The organism is Ktedonobacter racemifer DSM 44963, from assembly GCF_000178855.1.
Classification (GTDB): Bacteria; Chloroflexota; Ktedonobacteria; order Ktedonobacterales; family Ktedonobacteraceae; genus Ktedonobacter; species Ktedonobacter racemifer.
The window spans coordinates 1,643,438-1,656,496 of sequence record NZ_ADVG01000001.1; the positions used below are offsets into that span (position 1 = coordinate 1,643,438).

The following is a 13,059-nucleotide window of genomic DNA, read 5'->3' on the forward strand; positions in this document are numbered from 1 at the left end:
TCTCTTTAGCATAGAACAAGAACTATTGTTGGAGGCATACAGTTAGTAAAAGAGGGGCCCTATAGCATAGCCTTATATTCAATACTTCGAGGAGGCTTATGATGTGGAAAAAAGGGATTATTTGTTTGCTTTGCCTGGCATTGCTCACGTCGTTTGTTGCCTCCTGCTCTATCAAAGAGCAAGTTCAGGCACGCACTAAGGCACGCATGGGTCATGAGGCTTCTGGCTTCTTAAAGACGCAGGCGCTTCTGATCAATGCCCAGGAATGACGCAGGGATTACCATGAGCAGTTCCATTCTCTTCGGCCTCGCTCCACGCCAACTTGAGTGCCAGCATATGTGCAAGATATGTCTGAGTCTGGTCCAATTCTGCTTTTTTCCTGTCGATATCCTTCATCTTTTGGCGAATAACCTCAATTAGCGCGCACCTGAGTTCGACTTGGTACAAGAAACTCCGCTCAACTAGCCTGAGCGGAGTTTCTCTTACGGCCTCTAAAGGCACTCGAATTGGTCTCAGCCCTGGTGATCCGAATCCGCATATCGAGCCAGGTTGGAGACAGTTTCTGCTAATTCTTCTTGCTTAAAGCCCATCTCTTGAGCGAGATGCTCGGCATCGGGGCCTTCGATTTCGACGGTGTGAGTAATCTGAGTGCCTGAAGCCGAAAGGGTCAACTCATGGCGGCCAATGATCGCGTGGTCTGGTCCAATGGGTGTACGATCAATAAAGCGCTGCCCTTCCTCGACGAGGACAAGTGTAAAGGGTAACTCTGGTCCCCCCGTGGGTTGCAAGGTGCCAGAAGTACCCGTAACGAAAGGGCCATCAGGCTGATACTTGTCAAGGCCATAGTCCCACCGAGGCCAATTGGCGACATCACAATAGATCGCCCAAACGCGCGAAGCAGTGGCGCGGGTGTGTGCTGTTGCAGAAATAGTCCACATAAACGGAACTCCATCCTCTTTCTCACTATGCTTAGCAGAAGCTTCTCAAAGGAAACGTGCCATACCTGTTCAGGCGATGGCTTCGCTGGTCAAAATTGCCGTGTCAGGCCGTTCCCACTCTCTCACGCGGCCTCATCCTCAGTATCGCCGGGCGGCCTCGATCCGTAAACCACCAGACGATGGAAAAGAGATTCAACCAGAAGACTGAATCTCCATCCATTCGCCTGGTTGATCACAATATCACTTGCTACGAGGTATTTCCCAGATTACCTCAGACAGACCTGGTATCTCCTGCTCAAAGAGAGTTGAGCCAGAATATCACCCTTTTCTCTTCCTCAGGAAGCCTGAAGCACACTCATTCTTTCATCGCTTCTTAAAAGAGTTTGGAGCAGAAAAGCAAAGGAATGTTTCATCAGGAAAGTGCTTATTTCTCCTCGTTCAGATGCAACATACCCTTCTCCAGGGCAACCGTCACTGCCGCAGTGCGGTCCTCGACGCCCAGTTTGCCAAAGATGCGCAGGAGGTGCGATTTGATGGTAGCTTCACTGATAAACAGGCTGCGCGCGGCCTCCTTGTTGCTAGCTCCGCGTCCAACGAGCGCCAGGACTTCGAGTTCACGCTCGCTGAGCACTGAACTGGGAGGAGTTTGCATATGGCGCAGCAGGCGTGTGACAACTTCAGGAGCGAAGACGGATTTGCCCTGCGCAACCGTCCGAATGGCGGCGAAGAGTTGTTCGCGGGGCGCGTCTTTAAGAATGTAGCCCGTGGCCCCGGCTTTGACCGCGTGGAGGATATCGGCGTTGCTGTCATAGGTGGTCAGGACCAGAATGGGAATCGTTATGCCCAACTGGCGCAATCCGGTAATGGCCTCTGCCCCACCCATCTTCGCCATCCGCAGATCCATAATGATCACATCTGGTTTGAGACGTGTGATCAATTCGATCGCCTCCTGGCCGTGCGTGGCCTCGCCCACTACCTCAAAATCGGCTTGACAGGATAGGGCTTTAGCCCGCCGCAAGCCACGGTTCTTTCGACCGTGGTGAGGCGTGTTATTGGGCTTGAGCCCTTATCAAACCTAGTACTCATAGAACACATGTTTGACAATTTCACATCAGCAGAGTATTCTCTACGAGAGATACCATCTATTTTGTGAGAGGAGGTCCTGAAAATGGCAAAAGCCACGAAAACCATCAGGCAGGCGTTGCACTATCCGCCGCAGTATGCTGCCTACTTCGCGGCAAATCAGGCCCTCTTCAATCGTGTCGTGGCCTTTTATTTCGACTGTATTCAGGCGCACGAGGGTCTCCTTTCCCTCAAAAACAAGCAGGCCCTCACGGCCCTGGAGAAACTCACGCATGCAACGGAGTCTAGCCCCCATCCGATCATGCCGCTCACCGATCTCGCGCCAGATATCCCGGCGATGTTCAGACGCGCCGCCATCAATGCGGCCCTTGGTTCGGCCCGCGCATTTTTCTCCTCCCTCAAAACATGGCGAGCACGGAAGCAGAAACACGAAGCCAAACACACGAAAAAGCGCAAGAAGAGGCCGTTTCGGGAGCAGCCACCAGTCCCACCCCGATCATGGAAGAAGTCGGTTCCCTTCTACGCAAGCCTTTGGCGTGAGCGTCATAGGCATGGTATCGTGCTCAAAGTCTGGACCGGCTCGTGCTGGTCCTGGCTCAAAGTCCACATCCTCGGTCGCGATCTCCCCGATGGGTACGCGATGGGCAGTCCACAGCTTGTTCGCAAGGGGGATCGCTGGTGGCTGCATACTCCCATTGAGAAGACCTTCGAGACTCCCGCAAAGAGCGGAGAGCAACTCACCACCGCCCAGACACGTCTCTGTGCGGTGGATCTCAATCTCGACAAGCATCTCGCTGTGTGCAGTGTCCAGACAGTTGACGGCACCATCCTGGCTACTTCCTTCATCGGAAATGGCACAGCGGTATCGGGCTGTAGGAAACAACTGCTTGGACGTATTGCACGCAACCGATCACAGACTGGTCTCATCGCCGAGAACGAACAGGACAATGCCGACCTCTGGGCGAAGATCAGGCACGTGGACGAGCAGATCGCGCACCTGGTGAGCGCTCGCATTGTCCAGTTCGCCAGCGAGCACAAGGCGAGCATCCTGGTTTTTGAACATCTGGGCAACCTGCAACCGGAGAAGGGCACGTATTCGCGCCGGAGCAATAGCAAACGCGCCTACTGGATGAAGGGGCGCCTGTTCCGCTATGCAACGTACAAAGCCTGGCATGCAGGCGGCATCATCACCTGCCGTGTGAATCCGCGCAATACGAGCAGAGAATGCCATCGCTGTCACGCTGCTGTCATTCGCTATAATCAGGGACACCCTGTGGAAGGCTATACCTCCGGTGCCGCACTCTGTCTGTGCCCACAATGCCAGATGCGCGATCATGCCGACCGCAATGCCAGTATCCGTGTCGGACAGCGCTTGATCGAGCGGACGCAAGAACCGTTGAAGGAAAAGCCTCATGCTCGTTCGCAACGTGCGAAGAGGGAGTCGAAAGACTCAGGTGTTGGGATCTCCCAGGATGCCAAACGCCAGATGGGACCATCCATCCCTGCGGCCAGGCGTGGAGATCATGCCAACGGGCATGGCACCGCCCAGGGGAGAAGGCGCCGGATGGGCGCGTCTTTCCCAGATATTGCGTCCCAACTACGGGTTCACTTTGAGTAGTGGCTACGCCACCTGTCTCACGAACCCGACTACGGCACAGTGTCAGAAGCTGCTCGGCTTTAGCCGATGCGGAGTGTCACTAACCAGCATGCCCTCTAAACCCGCGCGAACGACCGGGTGATCGTCGGCAATCACTAAACGCTGTTTGCTCATCTTTCCCTTTCGTGTGCGCAGGATTCTTCCGGCAGGGCCACCGCGAGCGTGGTACCTTCGCCGGGCATACTCTCGATGGCCAGAGTACCCTGTAATTTCTTGACGCGCTCTCTCAGTCCCTTTAAGCCAAAGCCGCTCGCGTGCTCCTGGGGGAACGACTTGTACCGCTCGTTTTGCTCGAAACCTATGCCGTTGTCCTGCACATCCAGTGTGACCATATCCTCCATATAAGAGAGCGTTACGGTAACTCGCGAGGCGTGAGCGTGCTTGCGAACATTGGTCAGAGCCTCCTGGGCGGCACGTAAGAGTGCCAGTTCGCGTTCGGGACGCTGCCCACGCGCCTGGCCCGTGACCAACGTGGTCGCGGAAATGCCGCTTTCTTGCGACCAACACGCCACAAAACTTCCCAAAACCTCGCTCAAAGGCGCGCGGTCCAGGGCCTCCGGTTGCAACGCCCACATCAGCCGTCGCGCCTCGACCAGGTTCTCGCGCGCGATGAACCGCGCCTGGTCCAGATGCTGGCGTGCCGTTTCCGTTTCGCCCTGCAAAACCGCGTCAGCGGTTTCAAGGTGCATGACAATCCCGATAAAGCCCTGCGCCAGCGTGTCATGGATCTCATGGGCCAGACGTTGCCGCTCCTCTGTAATGCCCGCTTGCCGCTCGATCTGTGCCAATTCTTGCCTGGTGGCCTCCAGTTCACTAAACAAGCGCTGGCGTATGTGACTCTGCCTGACCACCGCATCCACAAAGACGGCGATAATAATGCAGAGCACGGTAATACTCAGCTCAAAGAAAATCAGACTATCCCAGCTCCCCGTAGAAACGACTTCGCACCAGAGGTAAAGTCCCGTCAGGGCAAGCGCCAGGAGCACCTTCCAGGGCATGGGCGGGAAGAGAAAGACCTGCGTGTATAAAACAAGCAACAGGACAAAACAGGAAAAATCGAGGGAAATCAAGCCCACCCAGAGCGCCCAGCCAATTATCAGATAGCCGCAGGTTCGCCAGGGATGTCCGTGCCACGATAGCGGGTTGCTAACCACGCATACGCTATACCAGCCCAGCCAGAGGAACGCCAGCAGGATCAGCAGCGCGCGCGTTTGCCCGTTGCTTGTGTGGAAAAATGCTAATCCAATCACGGTCACGAGAAAAAGAGATGCGAAGCCATGCCAGAACGGTAGCCAGCGCAACCAGATCGGGCGTTGCGACGCGGCGTTTTTCTCCCGCGCTGCGCCAGAAGGGACGAAATCAGGAAGCTGCATGCGATGCATTGATCTCCTGTTCTACGAAAAATGTGCCGGGCCTCCCTGCTCATCCAGCCGCGCGCCTTCCCCAGTGGGCCTTTTCCTCTTCCCCAAAGAGTACTCCCAGTATATCACGCAGCCTGGTCTTAGTATGGCAGAGCGGCCCTGGGGCGCAAACCATCATTCAGTGGAAAGGGATTCAACCAGAAGACTGAATCTCCATCCCTTCGCCTGGTGGATCACAGAAGTATCGTTGCTATGGTTTGATTGAGAGAACGCAAAACCTGACTTGAAAGGAAAAAACATGAACAAGACGACCATCCAGTCGGCGACAATTGCTGACACGCCAGGCAGCTTCGCGCGTATCAATCTCCTGACCGTGATCGCCATTGCCATTTGTAGCTATTTGCTGGGTACCATCATTCATGAGGTTCTTGGTCATGGCCTGGCCGCTCTGATTCTGGGCTTGCATCCCACCCGCGTGACCTCAGTCGATCTGGAAGTTTCTTTTACCGGAGCCGACCCCTGGCGCGCGCGCGCCGTGGATGCCGCTGGCTGTGCGGGTAATCTCGTAGGCGCGCTCATCGCCATGGGTTTGCTCCGCACCTTGCGTCACGCGAATACCAATGCTCGCTATTTCCTCTGGCTGCTGGCTACCATCAATCTCTTTATCGTCGGAGGCTACCTGGTTTTCCCTACACTCCTTGGCTTTGGTGACTGGATCTCCTTCACCAAAGGTTTGGAGCCGCTCGCGCTCTGGCGCATCGGCCTGATTGTCCTTGGTTGCGGCGTGCTGATCCTCGCGCTCTGGTGGTCTGTGCGCGCCATCGATCCCTTTCTTGGCCAGGGTGTACGCAACCGTCACCGCCGCGCCAATCAATTAGCCACCATCGCCTATCTGGCTGGCAGCATCATCAGCACACTCGCCGGGATGTTTAATCCCACCAGCCCGCAACTCATCCTGATCTCAGCCGCCGCAGCCTCTTTTGGCGGCACCTGCTTCCTGGTCTTTCTGAACGTCTTCATTGGCAAAAGCTCACCCGCCACACCCGCCACACCACTCACCCCTACGCGCAGTCTGCCCTGGCTGGTCCTGGGCGCATTCGCCCTGCTGGTCTACTTTGTCGTGCTGGGACCGGGCTTGCCGAGGTAAAAGGGTTCTGTCATATATCAGCGCTGTTCCTTTTCTGTCTGATCCAAAAGATCCTTTCGCATACAAATCAAGACAGCAGATGTGAAGAGATAAATGGATGCGCCTGTGATGTGGTTCCACCAATATGAGAACACAGCTTGTTTGCTGTGCTAGTTTCTGTTACACTCATCCGTGTTGGGAAGTTGGGAAGTTGGGAAGAATCGAGCAAAGGAGCGGAGCGTATGCCAAAATTACCCGGTCATGTCCTCATTTGGTCTCCTGAGGGCAGCATTTATGAACTTCATGCCCCTGCTTGCCATCCCGTGCAGTTCCTATCAGGAATCGTGGAGTCGTGGTTCTTCTGGTTAACGACACATACTGCTTTCTCTTTCCAGGGCCAATACGGTCGTCTCAGTGTCTACAAAGAAGCACGCAAACGCGGAGCAGGCTACTGGTATGCCTACCACACGAGTTCCGTTCAGACCAGGAAGCGCTACTTGGGGCGGAGTGAGACCGTGACTTTCGCTCGTTTAGAGGAGGCAGCACAGGATCTTCAGGCATTCAATCAGGAGCTTTCACCCGAATCCCCGCCTGTGTCTGACCCTCTTCCTTCCTTGCAGGCCGCACAGGCCAATAACAAGATCTTTTCGCAAACGGGCCTAGAGCCTGGGGCGACGATGGTGATGACCAGGCTCTCTCCTCCCCACCTGCCTGCCACCCTTGTCGTCCGGGAGCGTCTCCTCTTGGCCCTGGATACGGCTCTGTCCCGCCCGCTGACCTTGCTCTCCGCTTCCGCAGGCTGGGGCAAGACCACCCTGCTCTCCGCGTGGGCGCACAGGCATCACGAGGCCGTCGCCTGGCTCTCTCTGGAGGCATTGGACAACGACCTGACGCGCTTTTGGGTCTCACTGATCGCGGCTCTGCGCAGATGTTGGCCTGAGATTGGAGCGCGCGCGCTCGCCTTGCTGCAAGCTCCTGGATCTCTTTCTCCTGGCTTGACGACGCTCCTCAATGAGATGGCTGACATGCATGGAGAAACCTCGCCCATTTTGCTGATCCTGGATGATTATCATGTGATCAACGAGTCAACCATTCACGCGTCCCTGACCTTCTGGATAGAGCACCTGCCGTCTCATGTGCATCTGGTACTGGCCAGTCGCGTGGACCCGGATCTTCCCCTCTACCGCTTTCGGGCACGCGGCCACCTGGGTGAAATTCGAGATACTGATTTGCGCTTTACGCTAGATGAAACACGCCACTTTCTCAAGCAGAGCATGGGAATTGCGCTCTCGGAGGCTAATGTCGAGCTGATGGAAGCCCGCACGGAGGGTTGGATTGCCAGCCTGCAACTGGCAGCGATCTTTCTCCAGAAACACGCTGATCCCTCTGCTGGTGTACAAACGCTGAGCGGCATCCAGCATTTCCTGCTCGATTACATGCGTGAAGAGATTCTCGCGAGATTGCCGTCACACCTGCAAGACTTCTTGCTCCAGACCAGTGGGCTAAGCCGCTTGAGCGCCTCGCTCTGTGATGCGGTCACGGGGAGAAATGACAGTGAGCTCCTGCTGGAACAGATCATGCGCGCCAATCTCTTTCTCCAACCCCTCGATGAGAGCCGACGGTGGTATCGCTATCATGCGTTGTGGGCGCAGGCAATGCAGCACGAAGCACAACGTCGTCTGGGAGCACCTACCGTGCGTATGCTCAGTAACAATGCAAGTCTGTGGTATGAGCACCAGCGGCTCTTGCCAGAAGCCATCGAAGCGGCCCTGACGGGTGAAGCATTTCCCCGTGCGGCGACCCTGATTGGGCAGTTTGTAGCTCCCCACAGCTTTCGCAATCCCTACCATTTGATTTGCTCCTGGCTGAGACGCATACCAGACGAGGTGCTACAAGCTCAACCGGACCTCAGTTTTCTGTACGCAGTGGCCATGATGTTTACCATAGATCGGCGTTCATCGACCTTGTGGGCACGCGTTGAGTCCTTGCTTGAGTGGGCAGAGCAGGGCTTTGCAAGGCAAGAACGGTGGGAACACCTGGGGGAAACCCTGCAACATCGTGCCAACCTGGCCTTCTTTCAAGACGATCTGGTACGTCTGTTTGCCTTTGCCCATCAGGCCCAATCACTCCTGACCGGGCACAGTCTCATGTATCATGATAACCTTCTGGTCAGGGGGTTAGCGGCCTTGCTTGCAGGCGAGGTACAGATGGCCTGGCAGTGCTTTCTCGAAGGATATAGGAGGACGAAAAACCTCGGCGATCATTCCTCAGCCTTCGCTGCCTCCCTCTTCCTGGGTGAGGTGTGCCTGGAAAAAGGCGAGGTGCGCAAGGCCGCATACTACTATCAGCAGGGCCTTACCTACGTTGATGAAGACCAGGAGTTTTCCCGCCAGCATTTGCTCTTAGAAACAGGGGAGCCAGAGCCTTTCTTTCCTTCATCGACCTATCATAACCTTGCGCGTCTGGCCTATGAACGCAATGAGATGGCAGACGCACAGAGTTATCTGTCGCAAGCACTGGCTTTGAGAGAAAAGCCGGAAGAGGCGGTTCACATTCAGGCATCAGGGGCGTTTATCCAGGCCCGCCTGCTACACGCTTCTGGAGAGACCGTCCAGGCTCTGGATACGCTCTCGCAATGGGAGATGCACACTTCTCCTCTCACCCTCTCACAACCACCCTATCGGGCGATCACAACTCGCCCGCTGGCGCTTTATACTTCAATCATCTTGAACGAAGGAGGAATGCTCCATAGATGCGATACCGCATCACCATCAAAGGACATCTCGACCTGTCCTGGCAAGAATGGTTTGAGGATCTTGAGATTATCCCAGAAGCATTTGACAAAACAGTGCTCTGCGGATCGCTGCTCGATCAAGCGGCACTCTATCGGGTTCTGCTCAAGATCAACAGTGTGGGTTTGACCTTGCTCTCTCTGGAGACAGATGAGGCTGCGGAGGCGCAAGAACAGTCTGTGCGGGATACTGACCATCCCAATGCAGCAGCATCGAAGCAGTAGGATAAGCTTTAGCATCTGCTTTTTCTGCGGTCATTTCGTGACTCCAACGAAATACCATTCATTCATCTTTAGTGTCAACTTTAAGTGTGCCAGGAAAAGGAAAGAGAAATGTCGCATATCACATTAACCGATTTTGTCGAGACAACATTCAAGACGTTCAACATCCCAGGCGTTGCCGTTGGGGTGTGGTTGGACGGGAAGGAGATCTATGCCTGCTACGGAGTGACAAGCGTCGATAATCCACTCCCCATCGATCAGAACACCTTGTTTGCTCTGGGTTCGATCACGAAGTCCTTTACGGCAACCACGCTCATGCGTCTGGTCGCAGAGGGGAAGGTCGAGCTGAACGCGCCGGTACGCCGCTATATCCCAGAGCTTCAGCTGAAGGATACACAGGCCGCAGACAAAGTCACGGTGCTGAACCTGCTCAACCACACCTCCGGGCTAGACTGGAGGGTCAACGCCGACACCGGCGAAGGGGACGACGCCCTGGAGCGCTATGTGGCGAAGATGGCTGAGGTTGATCTGATCGCGCCGCTTGGTAGCCGGGTCTCCTACAGTCAGGCGGGGTACAACCTGCTCGGACGCATCATCGAGAAGGTCACGGGCCAGACGTTCGATCGGGCCGTTGCTTCGCTCGTCTTCGAGCCGCTGGGACTGTCGCACAGTTTCTTCGCGCGCGATGACATCATGACCCGGCGGTTCGCGGTCGGACACGACCGCAGCCAGGACGGAACTCTGTCCATTGCGCGTCCGTGGCGGCATTCGCGCGGCGACAACCCTGGTGGGGGCATCGCATCCTCGACGGCAGACCTGCTGCGCTGGGGCCGGTTCCATCTTGGTGACGGCCACGCAGAAAGCGGCATCCGAGTGCTCCCCACACATGTGCTGCATCAGATGAAGGATTCCACGGCTGAGTTGCGAGCGAGTACCCTTGGCGACGCCATTGGTCTCTGCTGGTTCCTGCGCGACGTAGACGGCGTGCGCACCGCCGGACACGGCGGGTCGGCAAACGGCCAGTTCTCCGAACTGCTTATCGTCCCTGAGCGCAACTTCGCGGTCATATCGCTAACCAACGCTGGCCCGGATGGCATCCCTTTCAATCAGGAAGTCGTCCGCTGGGCGCTTGAGAACTACCTGGGGATCATCGACCGCGACCCGGAGCCAATCTCGTTTGATGCGGCGCGAGCCCAAGAGATTGTCGGCAACTACGAGAACGAGATGATGACGTTTACCATTGACACGGTTGGGGCTGGACTCAGGCTCGAGGTGTTGATAAAACCGGAGATCCGTGCGGCAGCCGACCAGGAACTGCCCCAGGACTACGCGCCATTCGCTTTCGGTCTGCTGCCTGGCGACAAAGATGAGTACATCATCACCGACGGCGCTCTCAAGGGGCAACGCGGCTTTTTCACCCGAGGCACGAGTGGCGTGGTCGTGGGAGTAGACCTCGCTGGCCGCTTATTCAGTCGAGTCCAATAGTCTGAGTCTGCGAGGAACAGAAAGGAATGCTCCATGTTTGCTGCCTTAAAAAAGCGCAATTTTGCCTTGTTGTGGCTTGGACAACTCGTTTCCATGTGCGGTGACGCGCTGCTAATCATCGCGGTGCCCTACTACGTCTACCAGCTCACCGGATCGGTCTTGCAGACGGGTATCGCCGTCATCGCGGAGACTGTGCCCGCGGTCCTGCTCAGTTCATTTGCTGGCGTCTTTGTCGATCGCTGGAATCGCCGAGATGATTCATGCTCCTACCTCTATGGCCCTTGTAGCTGGTAGCAGTCCCGAAGCACTCCGTGGCCGCTACATGGCAATCTTTCAATATGCTTTTTTCTCGCAAACATCGTGGGCCCGAGCTTATTTGCATTCCTTTTTCCCATACACCCTGGTTTGCCCTGGTTAGCCGTAGCCAGTATCGCTCTTATTGGCAGCCTGATGATGTTCTGGATTGAGCCGCATTTACCCAGGCAAGCAGTATGGGACAAGAGAGGAGACTATCAGACAGTCGGAGAGTACGACACTCGATCGAGTGTAAAGGCATTCTTTTGAGACGATCCTTGCCCATAAAAGAGTACCGAGCGCTGCTGAGAGCAGCGCTCGGTACTCTGTACAATTGACATCCAATTGACATCTAATGCGATGAACGTTGGCGATAAAAAGAGGCTTTCACGGACGGCTACGGGCACAAAACAAGCTTGCTAGACAAAGCTTCAGCAACGCTGTATAATACCGTCTCTAGAGAAGGGTGTGCAAGAGTATTTTTGTGATCAATATGATCAATGACTAGCAATCACGCTCGAAGAGAGGCATGTTAGATGACCACGACAACTATCCCACGCGGGAAATATCACATTTGGACGGTTGGCTGTCAGATGAATCAGGCCGACTCGCAGCGTATTCAGACGATGCTGGAGGGGATGGGCTGGGAAGAGGCAAATATGGATCAGGCGAATCTCGTGGTCCTCAATACTTGTAGCGTACGTAAGGCTCCCGAGGAGAAGGCCCACAATCAGCTCGCGCTGCTCAAATACGCCAAGGAGAAGCGCGACGATTTGCTGGTAGCGCTCATGGGCTGCATGATTGGCAATCAGAAGACCATTGATGAACTGAGCAAGCGTTATCCACATATTGACCTTTTCATGAAGGTTGAGCAGGCTGACATTCTGCCACGCTTCCTGGAGGAGCGCTGGACCCCGATCTCTGGCGCTGGCTGCCTCGATATTGAGTTCATGCCAAATGAGGAGGCGCTCTCTGAGCAGGCGCAGCGTCTCACCACACTGCCAAATGAGCCACAGACGCCGACCTTCGCCACCTCTTTTTCACGCTCGGGGAAACGTACCGTGCTACCGATGGCGATTACGCCCAAGCCCGGCGAGCGCATCGCACACTATCCCACGAAGATTGAGCCGAAGAAGGCCAGCCCGACCGCATGGTTGCCTATCGTGCTGGGCTGTAACAAGGTGTGTACCTACTGTATAGTACCGTACCGCCGTGGACGCGAGCGCAGCCGTCCCATAGATGAGTTGATGATAGAGGCTCGCTTGCTGGTGGAGAAGGGGGCAAAAGAGGTCACGCTGCTGGGGCAGACCATTGAATCCTATGGCCTGGATCTGGCGAATCAGCCAAACCTGGCGGACCTGATGACGAGCTTGAGCGAGATCGATGGCCTGGACCGCATTCGCTTTATGACCTCCTATCCGCGCTATATGACGGATAGCATGATCGAGCGTATGGCCAGCCTGCCCAAGGTCTGCGAACACCTCAATATTCCAGTCCAGGCGGGCCATAACGATACGCTGAAGCGCATGAAACGCGGCTATAGCATCGAGGAATACTACGAGAAGATCGACCGTGTCCGTGAGCTCTGGCCGAATATCTCCCTCTCGACAGATGTCATTGTTGGCTTCTGCGGCGAGACCGATGAAGAGTTTCAGACAACCCTGGACATGATTGAGCGCGTGCGCTTCGATGTTGTACACGTCGCCGCCTACTCAGTACGCCCGGGAACAGTCGCGGCACGCTGGGAGGATGATATTCCCCTGGTGGAGAAGAAGCGCCGCCTGCACGCGGTGGAAGAGGTCCAGAGCAAAATCGCCCTGGCGATCAATCGGCAGTACCTGGACAAGATCGAAGAGGTACTGGTCGAAGAAAGCAATGAGACCCATGGACGCCAGCAGTGGAAGGGACGCAACCGGGCCAACAAGCTCGTCTTCTTCCCGCAACCCGAGGAGGGGCAGCAGCCCATCCAGATTGGCGATCTCGTCAATGTGCGCATTGAACGGACCACACCCTGGTCCCTTCAAGGTTGCGCTGTTGAGGTATAATTAGCGAGCTATAGACAATGAGCAGATTAAATAGCAAATTCACAGGTGGAGGTGTCG

Annotated in this window: 10 protein-coding genes; 7 read left to right on the top strand and 3 right to left on the bottom strand. The window is 55.6% G+C overall.

From position 1 onward, the window contains the following. Positions 1–98 precede the first annotated feature (98 nt). On the top strand, positions 99–269 hold the full coding sequence (locus KRAC_RS70900; protein WP_157506339.1) for a hypothetical protein: 171 nt from the start codon (positions 99–101) through the stop codon (positions 267–269). Between the two features lie 243 nt (positions 270–512). Here KRAC_RS70900 and KRAC_RS07230 read toward each other — a convergent pair whose 3' ends face one another. Both KRAC_RS07230 and KRAC_RS07235 read right to left on the bottom strand, forming a co-directional pair. Continuing rightward, positions 513–938, bottom strand: coding sequence for an SRPBCC family protein (locus KRAC_RS07230; RefSeq protein ID WP_007905646.1), 426 nt, complete (start codon positions 936–938; stop codon positions 513–515). Between the two features lie 424 nt (positions 939–1,362). Next, a complete protein-coding gene (locus tag KRAC_RS07235) occupies positions 1,363–1,956 on the bottom strand; it encodes a response regulator transcription factor (protein WP_007905647.1) in 594 nt (197 codons plus the stop codon). Between the two features lie 150 nt (positions 1,957–2,106). On the opposite strand from KRAC_RS07235, the gene KRAC_RS07240 reads away from it, so the two are divergent. Next, positions 2,107–3,639: a zinc ribbon domain-containing protein gene (locus KRAC_RS07240; RefSeq protein WP_007905648.1), complete on the top strand. Its 1,533-nt coding sequence runs from the start codon at positions 2,107–2,109 to the stop codon at positions 3,637–3,639. A gap of 149 nt (positions 3,640–3,788) precedes the next feature. Here KRAC_RS07240 and KRAC_RS07245 read toward each other — a convergent pair whose 3' ends face one another. Next, positions 3,789–5,051, bottom strand: coding sequence for a sensor histidine kinase (locus KRAC_RS07245; RefSeq protein WP_169460868.1), 1,263 nt, complete (start codon positions 5,049–5,051; stop codon positions 3,789–3,791). 286 nt (positions 5,052–5,337) lie between these two features. Between KRAC_RS07245 and KRAC_RS07250 the strand changes: the two genes are divergently transcribed. From KRAC_RS07250 to KRAC_RS07270, 5 genes are all read left to right on the top strand, one after another. Then, a complete protein-coding gene (locus KRAC_RS07250) occupies positions 5,338–6,186 on the top strand; it encodes a hypothetical protein (protein WP_007905651.1) in 849 nt (282 codons plus the stop codon). Positions 6,187–6,407: 221 nt separating this feature from the next. After that, a complete protein-coding gene (locus KRAC_RS79005; RefSeq protein WP_007905652.1) occupies positions 6,408–9,086 on the top strand; it encodes a winged helix-turn-helix domain-containing protein in 2,679 nt (892 codons plus the stop codon). Positions 9,087–9,289: 203 nt separating this feature from the next. Further along, positions 9,290–10,663 (top strand): serine hydrolase domain-containing protein, encoded by a 1,374-nt coding sequence (locus KRAC_RS07260; RefSeq protein WP_007905653.1) that lies wholly within the window; start codon positions 9,290–9,292, stop codon positions 10,661–10,663. 33 nt (positions 10,664–10,696) lie between these two features. Further along, positions 10,697–10,957, top strand: coding sequence for an MFS transporter (locus KRAC_RS07265; RefSeq protein ID WP_040442077.1), 261 nt, complete (start codon positions 10,697–10,699; stop codon positions 10,955–10,957). A 536-nt stretch (positions 10,958–11,493) separates the two neighbouring features. Further along, a complete protein-coding gene (locus KRAC_RS07270) occupies positions 11,494–13,002 on the top strand; it encodes a MiaB/RimO family radical SAM methylthiotransferase (RefSeq protein WP_007905655.1) in 1,509 nt (502 codons plus the stop codon). Positions 13,003–13,059: the final 57 nt, after the last annotated feature.